21 protein-coding genes are annotated in these 21,663 nt (G+C 37.3%); 12 read left to right on the top strand and 9 right to left on the bottom strand.

Features of this window, described 5'->3' with window-relative positions:
* Positions 1–2 precede the first annotated feature (2 nt).
* Together AC3EA5_RS17520 and AC3EA5_RS17515 are read left to right on the top strand one after the other, a co-directional pair.
* The gene (locus AC3EA5_RS17520) at positions 3–650 is read left to right on the top strand and encodes a response regulator transcription factor (RefSeq protein ID WP_488609488.1); all 648 of its coding nucleotides are present in this window, start codon (positions 3–5) and stop codon (positions 648–650) included.
* A gap of 12 nt (positions 651–662) precedes the next feature.
* Positions 663–1,196 carry an NADPH-dependent FMN reductase gene (locus AC3EA5_RS17515; protein WP_488609487.1) on the top strand — a complete coding sequence of 178 codons (534 nt, stop codon included), beginning with the start codon at positions 663–665 and terminating at the stop codon, positions 1,194–1,196.
* 67 nt (positions 1,197–1,263) lie between these two features.
* On the opposite strand, the gene rsgA is transcribed toward AC3EA5_RS17515, so the two are convergent.
* The 3 genes from rsgA to AC3EA5_RS17500 all read right to left on the bottom strand — a co-directional run bounded on the left by rsgA (position 1,264) and on the right by AC3EA5_RS17500 (position 5,006).
* Complete coding sequence (gene rsgA, locus AC3EA5_RS17510) at positions 1,264–2,346, bottom strand: ribosome small subunit-dependent GTPase A (protein ID WP_488609486.1); 1,083 nt, start codon at positions 2,344–2,346, stop codon at positions 1,264–1,266.
* A gap of 365 nt (positions 2,347–2,711) precedes the next feature.
* Positions 2,712–3,602: a cation diffusion facilitator family transporter gene (locus tag AC3EA5_RS17505; protein WP_488609485.1), complete on the bottom strand. Its 891-nt coding sequence runs from the start codon at positions 3,600–3,602 to the stop codon at positions 2,712–2,714.
* Positions 3,603–3,677: 75 nt separating this feature from the next.
* Positions 3,678–5,006, bottom strand: a complete 1,329-nt coding sequence (locus AC3EA5_RS17500; RefSeq protein ID WP_394188761.1) for a hemolysin family protein — start codon at positions 5,004–5,006, stop codon at positions 3,678–3,680.
* 205 nt (positions 5,007–5,211) lie between these two features.
* On the opposite strand from AC3EA5_RS17500, the gene chrA reads away from it, so the two are divergent.
* Genes chrA through kynB form a run of 3 tightly spaced genes read left to right on the top strand, consistent with a single transcriptional unit; the run spans position 5,212 to position 8,307 of the window.
* Positions 5,212–6,399 carry a chromate efflux transporter gene (gene chrA / locus AC3EA5_RS17495; RefSeq protein WP_488609484.1) on the top strand — a complete coding sequence of 396 codons (1,188 nt, stop codon included), beginning with the start codon at positions 5,212–5,214 and terminating at the stop codon, positions 6,397–6,399.
* A 24-nt stretch (positions 6,400–6,423) separates the two neighbouring features.
* Positions 6,424–7,686, top strand: a complete 1,263-nt coding sequence (gene kynU / locus AC3EA5_RS17490; RefSeq protein ID WP_488609500.1) for a kynureninase — start codon at positions 6,424–6,426, stop codon at positions 7,684–7,686.
* The gene (gene kynB, locus AC3EA5_RS17485; RefSeq protein WP_488609483.1) at positions 7,687–8,307 is read left to right on the top strand and encodes an arylformamidase; all 621 of its coding nucleotides are present in this window, start codon (positions 7,687–7,689) and stop codon (positions 8,305–8,307) included. It abuts the gene before it with no gap.
* Positions 8,308–9,126: 819 nt separating this feature from the next.
* On the opposite strand, the gene AC3EA5_RS17480 is transcribed toward kynB, so the two are convergent.
* From AC3EA5_RS17480 to AC3EA5_RS17470, 3 genes are all read right to left on the bottom strand, one after another.
* Positions 9,127–10,548, bottom strand: coding sequence for a cryptochrome/photolyase family protein (locus AC3EA5_RS17480; RefSeq protein WP_488609482.1), 1,422 nt, complete (start codon positions 10,546–10,548; stop codon positions 9,127–9,129).
* Positions 10,549–10,695: 147 nt separating this feature from the next.
* Positions 10,696–11,184 (bottom strand): universal stress protein, encoded by a 489-nt coding sequence (locus tag AC3EA5_RS17475; protein ID WP_488609481.1) that lies wholly within the window; start codon positions 11,182–11,184, stop codon positions 10,696–10,698.
* A 15-nt stretch (positions 11,185–11,199) separates the two neighbouring features.
* Positions 11,200–11,352: a hypothetical protein gene (locus tag AC3EA5_RS17470; RefSeq protein WP_394188766.1), complete on the bottom strand. Its 153-nt coding sequence runs from the start codon at positions 11,350–11,352 to the stop codon at positions 11,200–11,202.
* A gap of 493 nt (positions 11,353–11,845) precedes the next feature.
* Here AC3EA5_RS17470 and AC3EA5_RS17465 point away from each other — a divergent pair, with 493 nt between their 5' ends.
* The 3 genes from AC3EA5_RS17465 to AC3EA5_RS17455 all read left to right on the top strand — a co-directional run bounded on the left by AC3EA5_RS17465 (position 11,846) and on the right by AC3EA5_RS17455 (position 15,814).
* The gene (locus AC3EA5_RS17465) at positions 11,846–13,588 is read left to right on the top strand and encodes an ABC transporter ATP-binding protein (protein WP_488609480.1); all 1,743 of its coding nucleotides are present in this window, start codon (positions 11,846–11,848) and stop codon (positions 13,586–13,588) included.
* Positions 13,585–15,342 carry an ABC transporter ATP-binding protein gene (locus AC3EA5_RS17460; protein ID WP_488609479.1) on the top strand — a complete coding sequence of 586 codons (1,758 nt, stop codon included), beginning with the start codon at positions 13,585–13,587 and terminating at the stop codon, positions 15,340–15,342. Before AC3EA5_RS17465 ends, AC3EA5_RS17460 begins: the two co-directional genes overlap by 4 nt.
* Positions 15,343–15,553: 211 nt before the next feature.
* The gene (locus AC3EA5_RS17455; protein WP_488609478.1) at positions 15,554–15,814 is read left to right on the top strand and encodes a metal-sensitive transcriptional regulator; all 261 of its coding nucleotides are present in this window, start codon (positions 15,554–15,556) and stop codon (positions 15,812–15,814) included.
* A 188-nt stretch (positions 15,815–16,002) separates the two neighbouring features.
* On the opposite strand, the gene AC3EA5_RS17450 is transcribed toward AC3EA5_RS17455, so the two are convergent.
* Together AC3EA5_RS17450 and AC3EA5_RS17445 are read right to left on the bottom strand one after the other, a co-directional pair.
* A complete protein-coding gene (locus AC3EA5_RS17450; RefSeq protein ID WP_488609477.1) occupies positions 16,003–17,898 on the bottom strand; it encodes a hypothetical protein in 1,896 nt (631 codons plus the stop codon).
* 325 nt (positions 17,899–18,223) lie between these two features.
* Entirely contained in the window at positions 18,224–18,427 is a 204-nt protein-coding gene (locus tag AC3EA5_RS17445; protein WP_488609476.1) for a YheE family protein, read from the bottom strand.
* A 67-nt stretch (positions 18,428–18,494) separates the two neighbouring features.
* Between AC3EA5_RS17445 and AC3EA5_RS17440 the strand changes: the two genes are divergently transcribed.
* From AC3EA5_RS17440 to AC3EA5_RS17425, 4 genes are all read left to right on the top strand, one after another.
* Positions 18,495–18,884 (top strand): ferritin-like domain-containing protein, encoded by a 390-nt coding sequence (locus tag AC3EA5_RS17440; RefSeq protein ID WP_488609475.1) that lies wholly within the window; start codon positions 18,495–18,497, stop codon positions 18,882–18,884.
* A gap of 104 nt (positions 18,885–18,988) precedes the next feature.
* Positions 18,989–20,110: a DUF445 domain-containing protein gene (locus AC3EA5_RS17435; RefSeq protein ID WP_488609499.1), complete on the top strand. Its 1,122-nt coding sequence runs from the start codon at positions 18,989–18,991 to the stop codon at positions 20,108–20,110.
* A 12-nt stretch (positions 20,111–20,122) separates the two neighbouring features.
* On the top strand, positions 20,123–20,470 hold the full coding sequence (locus AC3EA5_RS17430) for a YlbF/YmcA family competence regulator (RefSeq protein ID WP_488609474.1): 348 nt from the start codon (positions 20,123–20,125) through the stop codon (positions 20,468–20,470).
* Positions 20,471–20,598: 128 nt separating this feature from the next.
* Positions 20,599–21,333 carry a hypothetical protein gene (locus AC3EA5_RS17425; protein WP_488609473.1) on the top strand — a complete coding sequence of 245 codons (735 nt, stop codon included), beginning with the start codon at positions 20,599–20,601 and terminating at the stop codon, positions 21,331–21,333.
* A 128-nt stretch (positions 21,334–21,461) separates the two neighbouring features.
* On the opposite strand, the gene cspC is transcribed toward AC3EA5_RS17425, so the two are convergent.
* Positions 21,462–21,662: a cold shock protein CspC gene (gene cspC / locus AC3EA5_RS17420; RefSeq protein WP_016429181.1), complete on the bottom strand. Its 201-nt coding sequence runs from the start codon at positions 21,660–21,662 to the stop codon at positions 21,462–21,464.
* Position 21,663: the final 1 nt, after the last annotated feature.

Here is a 21,663-nt window from a genome sequence, read left to right as displayed (position 1 = left end):
GCATGATTAAAGTGTTGATTGCGGATGATCACCATGTCGTTCGCAGGGGGTTACTATTTTTTCTGAAAACCCAAAAAGATATACAAGTAGTAGGGGAAGCGACAAATGGGAAAGAAGCGGTGGACTTGACAGCCATTCTGAGACCCGATATCGTGTTAATGGATTTGGTTATGCCCGAGATGGATGGAATTCAAGCAACAAAACGTATTAAGAAACAATTTCCTGATATACAAGTGCTCATGTTAACCAGTTTCTCAGATCGAGATCACGTTATCCCTGCGATTGAAGCGGGAGCATCTGGTTATCAATTAAAAGATATTGAACCAGATGATTTAGTGGAGTCTATTCGCACACTGATGCGCGGAGAAAATACGCTTCATCCTCATGCAACTTCACAACTCATGAAGGAACGAGAGCCGAAAGAAGAACCTCCTCATACGTTATATCCATTAACTCCACGGGAACAAGATGTTTTATCCGAGCTGACTAAAGGGAAAAGCAATAGAGAAATTGCGTCATCATTATTCGTAACGGAGAAAACCGTTAAAACACATATTTCAAATATTTTTTCAAAACTACATGTTCAAGATCGAACCCAAGCTGCCTTATATGCAGTCAAACATGGATTAACTGAACCAAGTGGTTTGTAAAGGAGAGAGACTATGAATATATTAGTAATTAGTGGTGGGCCACGTAAGCATGGCCGTTCTGCAATCGCTGCAAGATTTATTGAACGGACATACGGGTTTCATACGATGGATTTAAGTGTGATGGAAATGCCAATGTATAACGGAGAAGAAGAGCAAGCAGCAAACCCGGTTGTAAAATCTTTAAGAAAAGCTGTTTTAGAAGCAGACGCCGTTTTATTAATTTCACCTGAATACCATAGTGCAATGAGTGGAGCACTTAAAAACACGCTCGACTTTTTAGGTAGCACACAATTTTTACACAAACCGGTTGGATTAATGGCCATTGCAGGTGGGGGAAAAGGCGGCATCAATTGTTTGAACAATATGCGTACTGTAATGCGTGGAGTTTATGCTAATGCAATTCCTCGTCAGTTAGTTCTTGACCCTAGTACTTTCGATTATGACAGTGATGGACTTGTCAAAGAAGCGGCAGAACAAGTCAATGGATTAATTGACGAACTGAAAATGTATGCGCGCATTGGCAACGAAATTAAGTCACATCAATAAGAAAAAGCTGTTCAACATCATTTGAGATGTGTGAACAGCTTTTTTTGATTTTGTGAATTGAAATTCATCATCTTTTTTTAACAGGACGTTTTCGACTATCTTTAGTGATTTGCTTCCATTTACTTCGTTCCGCTTTTTGTGCGGCTAAGTCGGCTTTTCGTTCCATGAAAGCTAATTCTTTTTTCAGCTTTTCATAGCTTGCATATCTTTCGCGTGATAATGAGCCATTGTTTAACGCTTCTTCAATTGCGCAACCTGGTTGACCATTGTGCTGGCAGTCATTAAATCGGCAAGTTTCAGCAATCTGCTCCACATCTTTAAAGCCAGCATCTAAACTTTCGCTATTGTCCCATAACTGGAACTCACGCATTCCTGGCGTATCAATGAGCAATCCTCCACCGGGCATGTGGAATAACTCGCGATGGGTAGTTGTGTGGCGGCCTTTGTCATCATCTTCGCGAATGTTTTGTACATTCATAACATCTTCTCCGCATAATGCATTTGTTAATGATGATTTCCCTACACCGGAAGAACCGAGTAAGGCAGCTGTCTTGCCATCTTTCAATAAATCCTGTAATTCAGTTATTCCTTCACCAGTAACACTACTGACAACGTAGATTGGAACGCCAAAAGCAACCGCTTCAGCTTGTTCTATATAGGTTTCAGGATCGTTGCAAAGATCTTTTTTCGTTAACACGATGACAGGATTTGCACCTGAATCCCATGCTGCAATCATATATCGTTCCAGTCTACGTAAATTAAAATCTAAGTTTAAGGACATGACCAGAAGTACATAATCCACATTTACAGCGACAATTTGTTCAACCGTTGTTTCACCAGCTACTTTTCTTGAGAATAAAGAATTTCTTGGCAAAATGCTGTGAATGATTCCTTTTTCTTCCCCTGGCATTTGCTCGATTCCAACCCAATCTCCTACAGCAGGGTAATCGCGTCGTTGTTGTGCGTTATGTTTAAAGTTACCTGACAAGGTTCCTAACCATTCGCCTTGATCAGTTACCACTCGATACATATGTTTATGTTCAAGTAATACACGACCCGCAACCATTTTTCCACGCTTTTCACTTCGTATTTGTTCATTCCATTTTGTTTCCCAGCTATCGTTCCAACCATAATGTTTAATTGTTTTCAATGTTGTTTCCTCCAATTTTGTGTATATAAAAAAACCGTGTCTGCGAAAAGGCAGTCACGGTTTAATACACATCACTAGAAGACGTATCGCTTTTAGAAAGCACACGCGTGATGAGATACCTGAAACATGCCGATTCGCTTGTTTACATTCGATAATAAAATTGACATAATACCTCACCTGCTTTCTATTTAATAAATAAACCATACCAAAAATATATTCATTAAGTCAATACTCTAATTAATTAATTTGACCTAATTATTAAGTCCTATGTTAAATGTTACTGTTACATATGAAGATAATGTCATAAGAGTTGGGGTTCTTTCATGACTTATAGGGCTTGGCTATGATGTATTGCTTCAAATGGATTACACCGTTGAGTTTTCTGGTTCAGGAATTGCGGGTTCAATATGCACGAGCACCATACAGAATGGTTTCACTTTGTGAATTTTGTTTTCAATTTGTTCCGTAATCCGGTGACTTTCTACGACATTCAGTGTCGGATCTACGGTTACGGTTAAATCGACAAACATTAAATTCCCATGCATCCGGCCTTTAAAATCTTCGATATTAATAACACCTTGCACTTTTCGAACTAGCAAAGATAGTGTTTCCACCTCTTCTTCATTGAAGCCATCCGTTAAGGTATGTACTGCTTCATTAAAAATATCATAAGCTGTTTTTATAATTAAAAAAGCAACGAGAAGGGCAGTAATCGAATCGATAACCGGATAGCCAAATATAGCTGCTAAAATCCCGACTGTTGTCCCAACACTGACCAGTGCATCCGATCGGTTATCGTATGCAGCAGCTCGAACAGCCGAACTGTTGATGCGATTCGCTAGTTTTAAATTATATCGATACACAACATACATAATTATGGCACTTCCACTAGCAACACCAGCTGTTAATAACGAGGGAGTCTGATGAACAGGATGAAGCAAATTTCCACCTGCATGGACGAGTACTTGTAAACCTACAGCCGCCATAATGAACGAAGCGACAAGGGAGGCGATTGTTTCCGCACGTAGATGTCCATAATGGTGGTTATGGTCGGGTGGTTTCTGAGAAATACGTAAGCCAACTAAAACAGCAATAGACGCCGCAATATCGGTGGTGTTATTTAAGCCGTCCGCTTTAAGTGCTTCAGATGTACCAATTATCCCGATGGTTAATTTCGTAGCCGCTAAAAGGAGGTAGGTAACAATGCTGATAATCGCACCTTTTTCCCCTTCTCTTAATTGTGTATAGAGTTCCATTTTGTTTCCCACCTCCAAAACATTGTGACATAACAAAACGACTCCCATTTAGAGAGTCGTTTTCTATCGTCCGTTTTATAGATCTTCTACATTTGTAATCTGTTCTTCATTAATTCGAGCGACTTCTAGGTAAAGTATGTGATGACCTTCCATATCTTTAACCGTAAATTCATAGCCTTGCTCAATTATTTTTTCACCTTTTATGGCTTCAAAACGTTTCGTCATAAACCAACCACCAATAGTATCGATATCTTCTTCGTCAATATCAATGCCGAGAATATCATTGACATTTTCAATTAAGATTTTTGCATCTAATATATAATGGTGCTCGCCTATTTTTTGTACTTCCGGTAGTTCATCATTGTCAAATTCATCACGAATGTCGCCAACAATTTCTTCAAGTATATCCTCAATTGTAACAAGTCCAGACGTGCCACCATATTCATCCATTAATACCGCCATATGAATTCGTTCACGTTGGATTTTTAGTAATAAATCACCAATCGGAATCGTTTCAATAACCCGAATAATAGGTTGCATATAATCGATAACTGGGCGATTAATATTATTTGTATCTTTAATATAAGATGTTAATAAGTTCTTCATGTTTACTAAACCAATAACGTGATCTTTATCGCCATCAGTTACTGGATAGCGGGTATATTGTTCAACGTTAACTTGATCAAACACTTCACGAAGAGTTGTATCTTTATCAATGGTGCTCATCTCTGTACGTGGAGCCATAATTTCTTTGGCAATCCGATCGTCAAACTCAAAAATTTTATTTACATATTTGTATTCTGCTTGATTGATTTCGCCACTTTTCAAGCTGTCTGAAAGAATCATACGAAGTTCTTCTTCTGTATGAGCTAATTCAGATTCAGAAACAGGTTTTAATCCAAATAAACCCGTTAGTGCCCGAGCAGATCCATTTAAAAATTTTATAAACGGATACATGATGCGGTAAAACCAAATCAGAGGAACAGCAAAAAATAGTGAGACTTCTTCAGCTTTTTGGATGGCTAAAGTTTTCGGTGCTAATTCACCAACTACTACATGTAAAAACGTAACTAATGAGAATGCAATGATAAATGAAAGTAAAGACGCAACACTATCACTCACTGAAAAGTTTTCAAAGACGGGATGCAAAATGCGTTCCACAGTCGGTTCACCTAACCAACCTAATCCTAAAGCGGTGATGGTTATCCCTAACTGGCACGCTGATAAATATTCATCTAAATTTGAAATGACTCTTTTAGCGGGAATCGCACGCTTATTACCTTCCGCAATCAATTGATCGATGCGTGTTGTTCTCACTTTTACAATAGCAAACTCACTTGCTACGAAGAATGCTGTAAAAGCGATTAAGACAGCAAATGCTGCCAATCGTATGGCTATGTCCAAAGAATTCCTTTGTTCCAAACCCGAATGAGGGGGAGAACAAAGTGTACACCTCCTGTTTTTCTGAAAAATAGTTAATACTTATAATAATAAAATACTCAAGGCCAAAAGACAAATAATACTTTTTTAGCACGTTATCTCTTTATCCTTATCACTATTTTTATTATCATATAAGAAGAAGCTTATATATGAAATGGAGGTCACAACAATGACAACTAAAAAAAGAAGCAAATACATAGAAATATTAGCTGCTTCAACAAAACTTGGCTTGACATCTTTTGGTGGTCCAGCAGCGCATATTGGTTATTTTAGAGATGAATATGTAGAAAAAAGAAAATGGCTAGATGACAAATTATATGCAGATTTAGTGGCATTGTGTCAGTTTCTACCCGGTCCTGCGAGCTCTCAGGTAGGAATATCTGTGGGCATGCTTCGCGGAGGGTTACTTGGTGGCTTGATATCATGGATTGGTTTCACATTACCATCCGTACTTTTGCTTATGGCATTCGCTTGGATCATCATGCAAACTGGTTCGTTTGAAAGTGGTTGGATTCAAGGTTTGAAAATTGTTGCAGTAGCTGTTGTTGCACATGCGTTAATGGGCATGAGTAAATCTTTAACTCCAGACAGACCACGAATAACCGTGGCGATGATTGCTGCAGGGGCAACATTATTAATCCCAACTGCCTGGGGGCAAATATTGATTATTATTCTAGCTGGTCTTTTCGGACTTCTTTATTATCGAAATGAAAAGGCACCTGAAGCAGTTGAGATGCCTTTACAGTTTGGGAAAAGGACAGGCATTGTCGCATGGATATTGTTCTTTGCCTTACTTATTTTGTTACCAATATTCAGACCGTTTGTTCAAGCAACTTGGTATGCCATCTTTGATATCTTTTATCGAGTAGGTTCAATTGTTTTTGGTGGGGGGCACGTCGTTCTTCCTATGTTAGAGCGTGAAGTTGTTCCGGAAGGTTGGATGTCATCAGAAGCATTTATCGCTGGATACGGAGCTGCACAAGCCGTTCCAGGTCCATTGTTTACATTATCAGGTTACCTAGGACAACTAATGGGAAGTTTCTCAGGGGCGGCTATAGCTGTTGTCGCGATGTTTTTACCTTCATTCTTATTAGTTATAGGAACTTTGCCGTTTTGGTCTATTATTCGTACAAAACCGAGAATTCAAGCTGCCTTAAAAGGTGTAAACGCGGCAGTAGTGGGCATTTTACTTGCTGCATTATATGATCCTGTATTTACAAGCGCGGTTCATGACCCAATTGATTTTGTCATTGTGCTGATCTCGTTTACTCTGTTAGTATTTTATAAACTATCACCTTGGATTGTTGTGGTCATTACAGCTATTTTAGGTGCATTGAGCTTTGCCATGTTTGGCTAAAAAGGAGTTTTGACTTTGGATACAATGTTGCAATATGCAAAGGATATGGACCAACACGATCAGATGAGTACTTTTAAATCTGAATTTTATTTACCTGAAAATCAAATCTATATGGATGGGAATTCTTTAGGACTGATGTCTAAGCGTTCAGAAAAAACATTAACTCAACTCATGTCTAGTTGGCGTGAAAAAGGCATTGACGGATGGACAGAAGGCGAGGAGCCTTGGTTTACCTATCCAGAGAAACTGAGTGAACGTGTGGCTATGGTAGTTGGTGCTCGTGGCAATGAAGTAATGGTGACGGGTTCAATTACAGTGAATATTCATCAAATGCTATCAACCCTTTTTCACCCAACGCCAGAGCGTTCCGTTATTGTTGTAGATGAATTAAACTTCCCATCAGATATTTATGCAGTGGAAAGTCACTTGAAACTTCGTGGACTTGATCCCTCTGTTTCCATGCGCAAAGTAAAAAGTGATGACGGTTACACATTAACGCTCGAAGCCATTGAGGAAACGTTAACAGAAGATGTCGCGATTTTAATGTTGCCATCTGTTTTGTATAGAAGCGGACAGTTATTAGATTTGAAGAAAATCACAGAAATGGCTCATGCAAAAGGAATTTTAGTTGGTTTTGACTTGGCTCATTCTGCTGGAGCAGTTCCTCATCAATTACATAACGACGAGGTTGACTTTGCGATTTGGTGTCATTACAAATATATGAATAGCGGACCTGGTGGAACTGGCGGACTCTTTATTCATGAACGTCATCACCATGAATTACCTGGCTTAGCAGGATGGTTTGGCTCTGATAAATCAAAGCAATTCGATATGTCGCATGCATTTTCAAAAGCAGAGGGAGCGGGAGCATACCAAATTGGTACCCCGAACTTATTTAGTACAGCTCCACTTAGTGGAAGTGTTGAATTGTTTGAAGAAGCGGGAATGGAAGCAATTCGTAACAAATCCTTAGCATTAACACAATATTTACGAGATTTAGTAAAGATGCAACTGAATGATTTTGGTTTTACGGATGTGACGCCAATTGCTGACGAGGCACGTGGCGGGCATATCGCTTTAGCACATCCTGAAGCGGCGCGTATTTGTAAAGCGTTGAAACAAGCAAATGTTGTACCCGATTTCCGTGCGCCAGATATTATTCGTCTGGCACCGATCAGCTTCTATTCAAGTTATATGGATGTTTGGGAAATGGTTCAACGTCTGAAAAAGATTATGGAAGAAGAATCATACAAGACGTTTACCAACGAACGAAATGTGGTGGCCTGATTGAAAATTCATGACATTTCCATGCTGTTGAATAAAGAATCTGCCGAATGGCCAGGAGACACACCATTTCAATTTCAAATTAGCTGGTCAAAGGAACAAAGTGGCTCAGTTAATGTAGGGCAAATCACTACTAGTACACATATCGGAACTCATATTGATGCACCATATCATTTTGATAATGCAGGATTAAAAGTACATGAGCTCCCACTAGAAAATTATTTTCTAGATGCCGTTGTGGTAGATGTGAGTGAAAAAAGTGAAGTTTCAAGAGAAATCCTTCGTAACGTGCAGGTTGGTACTGCAAAAGCTGTTCTCTTTAAAACAAATGCTTGGAAGAACCGTAATGAATTCCCTGAAGAAATTCCTTTATTTAATGTCGACGTTGTTGAGTGGATGATTGAAAACAACTTGGTGTTATTTGGGGTAGACTTACCTTCAGTTGATGCCATTACTAGTAAAGAACTCCCAATGCATCACGCATTAGGAGAGGCAGGACGCTATATTCTTGAAGGAATTGTCTTAGATGATATTCAAGAAGGAATTTACAAATTAATTGCACTCCCATTAAAAATAGAGGGAGCAGATGGAAGCCCTGTTCGTGCAGTATTAATAGAAGAATGATAGATGGAAACCTTAGCAAATGCTGAGGTTTTTTTGTTGTCAAAAATCTCAGTTAGAAGTTTGGCGATCTCAGTTAGAATTTTGGGGTTCTCAGTTAGAAAAATGGCATTCTTGGTTAGAATAATCGCCATCTCAGTTGTAATTGTTCAAAGCGTAAGATCTCAAACATGAAGACGATCCAACAGCAAAGGCTGCGAAAGCGGAGCGAGCAGCCCAAATTAGCCCTGCCCGCTCCGCTTGGCAGGTGTTTCTGTTGGTGAGTGGTCGCTCAGTTAGAAGTTTGACGATCTCAGTTAGAATTATGGAGTTCTCAGTTAGAAAAATGGCATTCTTGGTTAGAATAATCGCCATCTCAGTTGTAATTGTCCTAATAGCACGATCGCAAAGAAGAAGGCAATCCAACAGTCATGGCTGCGAAAGATAGTTAGAATAATCGCCATCTCAGTTGTAATTGTTCAAAGCGTAAGATCTCAAACATGAAGACGATCCAACAGCAAAGGCTGCGAAAGCGGAGCGAGCAGCCCTAATTAGCCCTGCCCGCTCCGCTTGGCAGGTGTTTCTGCTTTGGTGAATAGTCGCTCAGTTAGATTTGCAGGGTATCACTTATAAAAAGTATTTAAAATGCTTATAAAAGATGTATGATTTTATGTTTCAGTTGATTGGAATGGAGGCGGCGACTCCGGCGGAATTAGCAAGAACTGAAGACCCTGGACTGAGCATCGCGAGGGAAGCGGCTGAAGTCTTGCCCGCGGAAAGCGTCCGCAGCAATGGAAATCAACATTTTGAATATGTATACATTCTAAAGCGAATGACGGTTAGTCATTCGCTTTCATCAGACTTTGAATTTTTTATTTCACCATAAGCTAGCAGTGCGCGAGTTCGGCCAGCTTTGTGAGTGACGATAGGGAACGGGTATGTTTCACCTAATACGACTCCGGCGTCTTCTAATGCCTCAGCTGAAGCTTGGTCAGGTTCAATAATGTCTTTATTTGAAAGCCTTTTTAACTCTGGAATCCATTTTCGAATATAGGTAGCCTCGTTATCGAATTTCTCACTCTGTAAATAAGGATTGAAAATCCGGAAATATGGGGCTGCATCTGCGCCACTACCTGAAGCCCATTGCCATCCAAACGTGTTGTTAGCGATATCACTATCGATTAACGTATCCCAAAACCATTCCATCCCTTTTGTGAAATCAATGAGCAAGTGCTTCGTTAAATAACTCGCTACATTCATTCGAACACGATTATGCATATAACCGGTTGACCACAACTCACGCATGCCTGCGTCTATTAATGGAATACCTGTTTGCCCATGACACCATTTTCTATAATGATCTTCACTATTTAGCCAAGGGAAGTTATCGAATTTCTCGTTAAGTGGTTTACTCACCGTTTGAGGATAATGAACAATCATATGATAAGCAAATTCTCTCCATATTAATTGACGGATGAATGCTTCACTTACGTCTGGTTTCATTTTCAAAGCATAATGATACAGACTGCGGACCGAGAGGGCACCGACTGCTAAATAAGGAGAAATTCGTGATGTTCCATTTATTGAAGGGAAATCTCTCCAGTGTTTGTAAGCAGCAACATCTTCATCTATAAAGGTTTTCACTTGTTCAATCGCAGCTTCTTCTCCTACAGCCCAAGTTTCGTCAATTCCTTTTGTCCAGTCAAGAGAGGGTACTAACTTCAACGAATCGATTGTAGCTGATATACAGGTCACCTCTTGAGGCACCTCTATAAAGGTAGCTTCCATCACTTTTGGAACGGCTTGTGGAACTGTTTTTGTTCGAAATTGCTTATAGAAAGGGGTGAATACTTTATACGGCTCTCCATTTTCTTTTACCCCTTTCCAGGGTGGCAGAAGCATGATTCCTTCAAACGTTTTCACCATGATACCTTTTTCATCTAATTCGTGTGCAAATGCCTCATCACGGATTCGCTGATCAGGGTGATATGAGCGGTTATAATAGACAGCATTAATTTGTAATTCCTCAATGAGGGATACAATTGTTTCTTTTAGTGAATGACTCGAGACGTATAAGTCTCCATCGATTTTGCGCAATGAAGATTGTAAAGACTTCAAGTGACCATGAGTCCAATATTTAAACGCTGAGCCCAAGTTTTCTTCAAGTACATAAATCGGTAAAATATCACCATCTAATGATGCTTGATGCATGGCAGGATGATCGTGAAGACGTAAATCATTTCTTAAAATTACGGCAATTTTCATCGATTCATGTCTCCTTTAAAATCCGTCTCCAATTTACAGGTCTTATTTTAACAGGATAAACATATTCTTCTTTATTCAGTATAGAGGAATACTAATTTTATTCGAAATAAAAATGCGTTCCTCGGTGTAAGAGAAACGCATTGGAAATTATTTAACTACTATTACTGAACATGGAGATTCTTTTACAAGTTTTTCACTAACTGAACCGACAAAGAATTTTTGAAAACTGGATTTCCCACTATTACCTACAATAATTGCATCTGCTTGTTCTCGTTCGGCTAATTCAGCTAATGCTCTAGTAGGGTGTCCATCAACAGCGACAATATCGCCACTTACTTGATGTTCATCCAATTGAGATTGAATAGAATCTGACATTTGTACAGCGTAATCTCGAGCAAAATGTCTAGGTGATTCAGGATCGTTTGGTACGGGTGGAGTTGTTGTCATATCGTCTAGGATAGGCGCAGAACCTAAAGGTTGACCAGAATAGGCAATCTCCTCACCTACTACATCTTCATTTACATAAGCTATTAGTAATTTGGCATTTTGATTAGTTTGAAGAATTGTAATGGCTTTTTCTAGTGCGGCTCTACTGCCTTCTGAACCATCATAACCAACGATCATTTTTTGGAACATTTAAATCACTCCTTATTAACTAAACATCGGGAATACGTAAGAAATTAAGAACCATAGAATACCAAAGAAAATAATGATATAAGCTGCGTACTTAATGAATGTTGCACCTACTAGACCCGTGTCCGTTTTCTCTTCTCGTTTTACTTCAACATGTTTGTGTTCTTCCATTTTTTCATCTCTCCCTATCCCTTAAGATTTATTACTCTTTAAATACCCATCTGCAAAAGTTCTAAACTTTTTGCATAAAGAATTAGCATTTATTTCAAAATCTATTGACAATTTAAAAAACAACGTGCTAATCTTGAATAAGTAAATAAATGTGAGAAAAGGAGGTACGACCGATGATTAACAAAATGGATATTCGTTCAAATTGCATAGTTCTTCCGTACTTGCCTGTTATTTCTCGATTGACTTAACACATAACAAGGCACAGGTATGGACCTGTACCTATTTTCAAGAGCGCACGCATCTGGAAACAGGGCGTGTGCTTTTTTGTGTTCACTTATTACCAAAATTTGGTGTTACCAGTGAAAGCTGTCACATAAAAAATGAAAAAAGGAGTGCTGACGATGAAAAATCGCCAACAGAAGCAAATTTTACTAAAGGAATCTCTAGAAGGTGGTTAGTTAGGCTACACCTATAACAGAAAGTAGGAAATGACATGTTCACAGTATTATTTAAATTAAGATGGTTTTTCAAAGAAAATTGGAAACGGTATACAATCGCCATTTCCTTATTAATGGTTACCAATGTGCTAGAGGTTGTCCCTCCATGGTTACTCGGAGAATCAATTGATGCTATTTACCAACAAACATTAACTTCTAAATTATTACTTACATTTATACTCGCTCTTATTGCAGTTACGGTTGTCAATTATTTAAGTAACTTTGTATGGCAATATCAACTTTTTGGTGGGGCATATGTAATTGAGAAACAATTACGTGGTCGTTTGATGAAACAATTTTTACGAATGACTCCATCATTTTATGAAAAAAATCGCACAGGAGATTTAATGGCTCGTGCGACAAATGATTTAAAAGCGGTTTCTACGACAGCAGGTTTTGGTATTTTAACGTTAATTGACTCATCCCTATATATGTTGACAATTTTAATAACAATGGGTGTTTTAGTGAGTTGGAAATTAACATTAGTCGCATTATTGCCATTGCCTATTTTAGCGATCATCATGCAAATTCTTGGGAAACGCATCCATGAAAAATATATGAAAGCTCAAGATGCATTTGGAGATATGAATGATAGTGTCCTAGAAGCAGTAGCTGGAGTTCGCGTGATTCGTGCCTATGTGCAAGAACGTGCCTCTGAAAAACAATTCGATGAAATGACAGAAGATGTTTATGCGAAAAACATGGAAGTTGAAAAAATCGATGCATTGTTTAACCCAATTACAAAAGTATTAACGGGTATCAGTTACATGATTGGTCTAGGTTATGGTGCTTATTTAGTATCGCAACAACAAATGACTCTAGGAGATTTGGTAGCGTTTAATGTGTATCTTGGGATGATTATTTGGCCAATGTTTGCGATTGGTGAATTAATCAATGTCATGCAACGAGGAAATGCTTCATTGGACCGCGTTGAAGAAACGCTGGATTATGAAGAGGATGTTAAAGATCCTGAACAAGCTGTCAAATTGGATCGTCCAGGCCAAATTGGCTTTAGTTCAGTTGATTTCCAATATCCGACGTCTACGAACATCAACTTGTCGAATATTCATGTTCAAATTGAACAAGGTCAAACGCTTGGTATCGTTGGGAAGACGGGTAGTGGGAAAACGACATTTATCAAGCAATTACTGAGAGAGTATCCTGCTGGTAAAGGTTCATTGTCATTGTCAGGTATTTCAATTAAAGAGCAGACGAAAGACCAAGTTCGTAATTGGATAGGATATGTTCCTCAAGATCATGTTTTATTCTCACGAACTGTGAAACAAAACATTTTGTTTGGTCATCCAGACGCAACAGATCAAGACATTGAAAATGCTATTCGATTATCTTATTTCCAAAAAGATTTGGAAATGCTTCCTCAAGGACTTGAGACACTTGTCGGTGAAAAGGGAGTCGCTTTATCGGGAGGACAAAAGCAACGTATTTCAATTGCACGTGCGTTAATTAAAAATCCTGAAATTCTTCTATTAGATGATTCATTATCTGCAGTTGATGCGAAAACAGAATCGAAAATTATTGAAAATATTCAAAGAGAACGAAACGGGAAAACAACAATTATCACGACTCATCGCTTGTCAGCGATTCAACATGCTGATTGGATTCTTGTACTTGATGATGGTGTGATTATTGAAGAAGGTACACATGAGGATTTGTTGGAAAACGAAGGCTGGTACAAAGAGCAGTTCGATCGCCAACAGATCGAGGAGGTGACGTCATGAGTACAGGAAAAAGACTTTGGGTATACGCCCTTCACTATAAAAAATTGTTAATCATGGGGATGTCATTACTAACCGTTGCTGTAGCAGCAGATTTAGCCGGACCCCTAATTGCAAAGAAGATTATTGATGATCATATTGCAGGTGCTGATGGGGGTTCAATCGATTTTGAACCAATCGCGATGTTACTTGGCATATTCTTTGCTTTAACCGTTGTTGCTGCTGTATTTCGATATGGCGAGTACTTACTTTTACAAAAGGCAGCGAATCGTGTCATTCAAAAAATGCGTAATGATGTGTATCAACATATTCAAACGCTACCAATTCGCTATTTCGATAATTTACCGGCTGGAAAAGTAGTAGCTCGAATAACGAACGATACAGAAGCCATTCGAGAACTATATGTAACTGTATTGTCTCAGTTTGCATCGAGTGCCATGTATATCACAGGGATTTATGTGGCTTTGTTCTTCCTAGACTGGAAAATGGCCACGATTGCATTATTTGTTTTGCCAATCCTCTATATTTGGATGATTATGTACCGTAAGTACGCATCAAAATATAATCATATTGTTCGAGGAAAAGTCAGTGATATGAATGCAATGATCAATGAATCCATTCAAGGAATGACGATTATCCAAGCATTTCGACGTGAAGAACAGATGCAAGAAGAGTTCGAAGTAATGAACCGTGAACACTATAAATACCAGAATAAGTTATTGTATTTAGACGCAGGAACTTCCCACAATTTAGTAGGGGCAATCCGTTCTATCACGTTTGTCTTATTCATCTGGTATTTTGGTGGTGCTTCATTGACAGCAACAACAGCTATTTCAGTAGGGGTTTTATATGCGTTTGTAGATTATATAACGCGACTATTCCATCCAGTTACTGGCGTGGTGAATCAGTTAGCGAAATTAGAACAGGCCCTTGTAGCGGCCGAACGTGTCTTCCGATTAATGGATCGACCTGGTGAAGATGTAAGCGATGAAAAGGTTGATAGATATGAAGGGAATGTACGTTTTGATAACGTCTGGTTCGCTTATAAAGAAGAAGAGTATGTCTTAAAAGACATTTCTTTTGAAGCCAAAAAGGGCGAGACTGTTGCGCTAGTTGGACATACAGGTTCAGGTAAGAGTTCGATTATGAATTTACTGTTCAGGTTCTATGATGTTTCTAAAGGTGCCATCACCATTGATGGCATGAATATTCAAGACTTATCTCGTCAAACAGTTCGTGATCATATGGGAATTGTTTTACAAGATCCCTATTTATTCACAGGAACGATTGAAACAAATGTGAGTTTAGGTGATGCAAGAATTTCTCGTGAAAAAGTGCAAGCTTCTCTAGATGCTGTCGGAGGGGACCGAGTATTAAAGCATTTACCTAAAGGAATTGATGAGCCTGTAATTGAAAAAGGAAGTACGTTATCTTCTGGACAACGACAACTCATTTCATTTGCCCGAGCTTTAGCATTTGACCCAGCGATTCTGATCTTAGATGAAGCTACATCGAATATCGATACCGAAACTGAAGAAATTATTCAACACGCGATGGATGTTTTGAAAAAAGGACGAACAACATTCATTATTGCTCATCGACTTTCTACTATTAAAAATGCAGACCGAATATTAGTGTTAGATCGAGGAGAAATTGTTGAACAAGGTACACACGATGAATTATTAACTTTAGGAGGGCGTTACGAACAAATGTATCGTCTTCAATCTGGCGTATCTCTTAATCCTCAAGTGGGTTAAGGGATATTCCCTTTTTAATAAAGAATATCTCTGTGCAACATAGCAGATCAGTCTTGTAGCCTAATTAGTGATTCTAGTAATCAGAGCTTCCACATCTGTTCTTACCTCACAGGTGACAACCTAGAAGTCGTTTTTAGCATTTATGATTGCAAGTTACTAGTGAAAGCTTTATATTTAGAGAATCGAAACACGGAAGACTGGAGTGAGAGTTGTGCAATATGATAAAGATGTAATTAATCGTTTGAAAAGATTAGAGGGACAGGTTCGTGGAGTGATTAAAATGATGGAAGAGGGAAAAGATTGTCGCCAGGTAGTCACTCAACTATCAGCTGTACGTTCTGCTTCTGATCGATCAATTGGACTAGTCGTTGCAAAGAACTTACAACAATGTATTATTGAATCGAATGAAACTGGCAAGTCTGCAGAAGATGCCATTCAAGAAGCAGTTCAAATGCTTGTGAAAAGCCGTTAATAAACTATTTAACCACTTGGTCAACTATTAAACGAGTTCTCGCCTGAGTTGAAAATAAAACACTACATAAAAAGGCTGTCAATTCGAAATGAATTGGCAGCCTTTTTTAATACTTGTGAACAGCCCGTGTTTAAAAAGAATTATTAGTCGCAAAGCTTTTAATATCAAACTGCTCGAATTTGAATATTCTAATCGTTTTTAGAAAAAAATATGGGTTTCTTTGAAATTCCATTTGCAATGGTATTGAAACAATATATCAGTAGCATAAAGGTGAACAATGGAGGAAGAATCATCCAATATCGTTTCGTCATAAAGACTTCTCTCGAAATGGCAATCATACCTGAAAGCTCAGATATGTCTGGTACTCCATACGTTGAACCTCCAACAAAAAGGGATAAAATCCCTAAGTGCACAAACATTTGTAGCACTTGTATGATATGTTGTGTCCAAAGTAAAAGAATCTTTGGCCATAGAACAGGATTTAGATGTTTGATTAAAATCCATATTAATGATCCCCCCATCACAACCGAACTTTGAACATATTCTTTTTTTAAAGTTTCATTCATTTCATTCCCTATGGAACTTGTTGTTACTGGTAGAACTATGACGGACATAATGACAATTTGAAATATCAACCTCTCCATTAATGTTGTTTCCCATATGCCAGTAAAGTTTTTAAGTACTGGCATTAATAAAATATATGTTAGTAGTGATAATGGTAAAAAATGCATACCATCAGCAATCGAATTAATGGCTACTCTTATTTTATTGTTTGAATAAAACACATAAAGAATTGCAAATAAATAACCCGCTACTATTCGTGTAGTTGCAATGACTAAAGTGATTAGGATGGTATATTTGAGACCAACTATTAATTGTTGAAGTATAGAAAAACCAAATGGATCTGTTCCAAATAGAATGCTAGAAGAGGGAGGGTGTGGTGAAATACTTATCATTTCCCCTTCCTCATTGTAAATATAATTGATTTGATCTATTTGATCGTCAAATATGATGAAATACATAAAGCTAGTTAATAAAAGACCAAATACAATCAAAACTGGAATCTTAATAGTTAAACTTTTGAATAGATTTTTCCTTACGCTTGTCAAGGTTGCTGAAATTCCAGGTCTAGAGTCTTTTTTTCTAAAGATAGGTAATGATTTAATTTGTTGAATGCTTAATAAAGATAAATTCAAATTATTGAAAATCACATTTCTCATTATTTGCTCTTTATCAACAATACGCTCTGCTATTGTATAAAAAAAGAAGAAGGGAGTGAAAATAGATAAAAGAATAAAACTTGTTCCAGTCGGACTAAAATCAGCCCTCAAATAATAAAGAATCCCATTTATGCCAAAAAGGTATTCTATAATTAATAAGGAAGATATACTAAGCCAAACAATCGATTTAGATTGAAAAAATAAACTTTTCAAAACATTAGAAGTACAATGTTTCAACAATACTTCGAAATTATTTAACCCCTTAGATCTTGCCAACTCAACATAGGATTTTCCCCACTCCTCTTCAAATAACAAGATAAAGAGCTTGAAAAATAACAGAGTAGGTAAAATGGATAAACAAAGAATGGGAGCGATATAAACCAAGTTATCTCCTAAACTATAAAATTGTAAAATTAGAATATCGGTTTTTAAATAAAATTGAACAACTACTATTTGTATAAGAAATATAAATGAAAAATCCGGAAATGACTCAAGAATTTTTGCTGTCTGTAGAAGGAATTTTTTTGGAAAGCCCTTTGACAAAAATGTAACTAATGACAGTACGAATGAAATTATAAGGGATATAAGGAGTGAGGCAATCAGAATCGACATTGAATAAATATAAGGTCCTGTAAAATACTGAAGAAAAGAAATATATTTTGTTTCCAATGTATTGAGTGCTATATAGCGTAAATGCCATTCAGCTGGTGTGAAGAAGTCCTTTACAACTCCAGAAAATGTTGAAAAAAATAATTGAAGATCAAAGAAGTGGTGAAGTTTAAAGAGAACAGGTGCACAGCTTATTAAAATAATGCCTATTACCCCGAATAAATACTTAAATAATGTGGTTGATATTATCTTCAAGAAAGGTCCTCCTTAAGGACTCATAAGATTATATAAGATTCATTGGATTATTCCGGTATGCATTTCCATGATTCGATTCGATCAATACTTGTATATAATATTGATGGATTTAACTCTTTAAATATTTTAAAAATACTCCTTAACAATACTATGTTACTTTTAAATATATTTGGTAAAAATTTCTTATGTTAGTAATACGTGCTAAAAATAAAAAGGTTTCACTTATCATCTGTTTTCCACACTTTACATAAAATTCTCAAAAAAAAAGAAAAGACACAGCTTGCACCATTTTCGGCACAAACTGTGTCTTTTCTAATTTCTTGCATTAATCGTACACGTGGAAAAGCATTAATTCATGAATCATTTTCTTTACGGTTTCTTCATCAGGAGGATGAGAACCTTTCCACTCGATTTTGCCATCAGGGTGGTAGTCGCCATTATAGCGAGATTGTTTATAAAAAAATGAAAACGTCCAGCCGGGTAGTTGCTTGTTTTCAAACATTGGTTTAAAGCTAAAGTGTTGTAACATGAGGAACTCCTTTCATAGTGTCACTTTTCATCGCATAAGTTGTCTTAAAGACAAAAGGAGTGACAATGTGTTTACTGAGCAATTAAAACAAGCCATCGAAGGTGAGTACAGAGATTATTATGTTTATAAACATATGCTCACATTAACGGATGATGCCTTTTTCCAATCCTTTATAAAACATATTATAGAGGATGAAAAAAGTCATTATGAAATGTTTCAACAACTCTATTATATGCTGACAGGAGAGTTTGTTCAAAACCCTGCTAAGCCGAAGCATCCGACTAGTTTCAAAAAAGCAGTAAAAGATGCGCTCATAGATGAATTAGAGGGCGTAGAATTATATAAAGAAATGCTGCTTACCATCCCAATTCCTGAAGCACATGATCCATTATTTATTGCCATGAATGATGAAATGGAACATGCTATTCGACTTTCAACTATATATAACTCGATTTAAGTTCATGTCTTCTCATTTTTAATCGAGCTGCCTTCTTGTTATAATGGAAGGTAGCTTGAAAGAAAAAGGTGAAGACATTGAATTTTTTATGGACAATCGTATTTATGGCACTTATTGGTGCTTTAATAGGTGGATATACAAATCACTTAGCAATCAAAATGTTATTTCGTCCGCATGAAGCCAAATATATTGGCAACTGGAAAGTACCTTTTACACCAGGGTTAATTCCAAAGAGACGAGATGAATTAGCAAAACAATTAGGCAGAACGGTAGTAGAACATTTATTGACTCCAGACACATTTAAACGCCGCTTTTTCTCTCAAGAGATGAGTCGAAAAGCAGAGATTTGGATTCAAGGTCAGATTACAAAACAGGTGTTTGAATCCGATCTTACAATCCAACAATGGATGCAAAAAGCGGGTATAGAGCAAATACCTAATCGAGTAGAAGCGAAAATTGATGACATTTTAGATAAGCAAATCAGTAGCATGGAAATGCGTTTTGCTACTAAATCAATTCGTGAATTGGCACCTGAACAGTGGATGGAAAAAGCAAATGAGCAAATTCCAGAAATTGTAGAGTACATGTTAAATAAAGGCGAATCTTTTTTTGAATCTGAAGAAGGAAGACAAACGATTAAACGACTAGTTGATGACTTCCTTTCTTCTAAAGGTACATTAGGAAATATGATCCAAATGTTTATGGGAGAGTCGTCCACTATCGTCGACAAAGTCCAGCCTGAGATTCAAAAATTCCTAAGAGCACCAGGAACATTTGAATTAATTGCCAATATCATTCGTGGGGAATGGGAAAAGTTAAAAGATCGACCTCTCCAAGAATTAATCGGTGGCTTCGATTGGCAGCCCATCTTATCAACCGTAAAGACGTATGTTAAACAAGAGCTTGCAGTTGAAAAAAGACTGGATGCTACGTTACAATCATACTGGCCAGATGGTGCAAACTGGACTGCACTTAACTTCACGCCGAAGTTAACGAATTTTGCTTTCCTTCAAGGAGAACAAAAGCTCGAAGAAATGATACACCGCTTAAAATTAGAAGATATGGTTAAAGAACAGGTGGATTCATTCCCAGTGCAACGTTTAGAAGAATTAGTTCTTGGTATTTCAAAGAAAGAATTTAAAATGATAACAGTCCTTGGAGCAGTTCTTGGAGGTTTAATCGGAATTATTCAAGGTCTTATCGTCTACTTTATGAATATGATATAGGAGTGATTTTTAATGACTGTAAACATTTATGATGACATTAACCGATTAGAAACTTCTTTTAGAAAAACAAATGAATATGCCGCGGTACAACAAGCTGTTGCTGAAGTGAAATCAGATGAACAAGCTTTGGCACTATTTAAAAGCTTTAGAGATCTGCAGATGACATTGCAACAAAAACAAATGGCTGGAGAAGAAATTTCAGGAGAAGAACTTGAGTATGCTCAAAAAACAGCACAACTGGCTCAAGCAAATCCTAAAATTGAAAAGATGCTACAAGCTGAAATGGGTTTAAGCGGTTTGATCGAAGAAGTGAATCGAGTTTTAATGAAACCAGTGCAAACTTTATATGAAGGAATGTAAAACCGGCTGATGCCGGTTTTTCTTTTTGCTTCAAGAATAACAACACTCATTTTGTTTTATAAAAAATAGCAGTAAAGTGTTCATTTTAGGGTATAAGTAACAAGTATCCAAAAGAAAGGAGGTAGAGCATGATCTTATTTACATTTTTACTTACTTGTGGACTTATCGCTGTACATATTTTATCCAAAAGGCTAGATTTTTTAAGGTTTTCTCCTCGACACGTGTTTCTATCTTTTTCTTCAGGAGTTGCAGTTTCTTATGTATTTGTTCATTTATTGCCAGAATTAAATGAATATCAAAAAGAGCTTGAAGATACTGTTCAGTCAAATTTTTGGATGGTTATGGAAGATCATATTTATATTGTCGCAATGATTGGACTTGCTATTTTCTATGGGTTGGAAGTGATGGTTAGGAAAAAAGAAGAGCTAGATAAAAAAGAAGGCGGAGATCAAGAGTCTTTGCAAAGATTTCAAATTCATATGGCTTCTTTCTTTTTTTACAATGCAGTGATTGGATATTTGATGGTTCGCGGTGAATATGAAGGTGTAACTGGTACTCTTTTGTTTTTTGTTGCAATGAGTGTCCATTTCATTACAAATGACTGGAGTTTAAGAGAATCTCATAAAGAAGAATATGATCGTTTCGGAAGATGGTTATTGGCGATAGCTATTTTCGTAGGTTGGAGCGTTGGGGCTTTTATTGAAATAAAAGATGTTGTGGTTTCACTTCTTACTGCTTTTTTAGCGGGAGGAATTATATTGAATGTAATGAAGGATGAATTACCTGAAGAGCAAAAAAGTAATTTGCCCGCATTCTTAATTGGTATTTTGAGTTATACGTTCCTATTGGTATTTTTACATTAAGTACAAAGTTCAAATTAGGTTAACCATAAAATTAGACGGAGCCTCCATCATATAAGTGGAGGCTCCGTCTTTCTTATGCACAACAAAAAACAGACTCTACATAAGTAGAGTCTGTTTGAAAGGTTAAATTATGCTTTTTGAACGTTTGAAGCTTGAGCTCCACGAGCGCCTTGCTCAACGTCGAAAGTAACTTTTTGACCTTCGTCTAAAGATTTGAAGCCTTCACTTTGGATTGCTGAGAAATGTACGAATACATCGTCCCCATTTTCACGCTCGATAAAACCAAAACCTTTTTCTGCATTAAACCATTTTACTGTACCTTGTTCCATT

The organism is Paenisporosarcina sp. (assembly GCF_057785155.1).
Note: the sequence above shows the minus strand (reverse complement) of the source record. Positions and strands in the feature narration are given on the sequence as shown.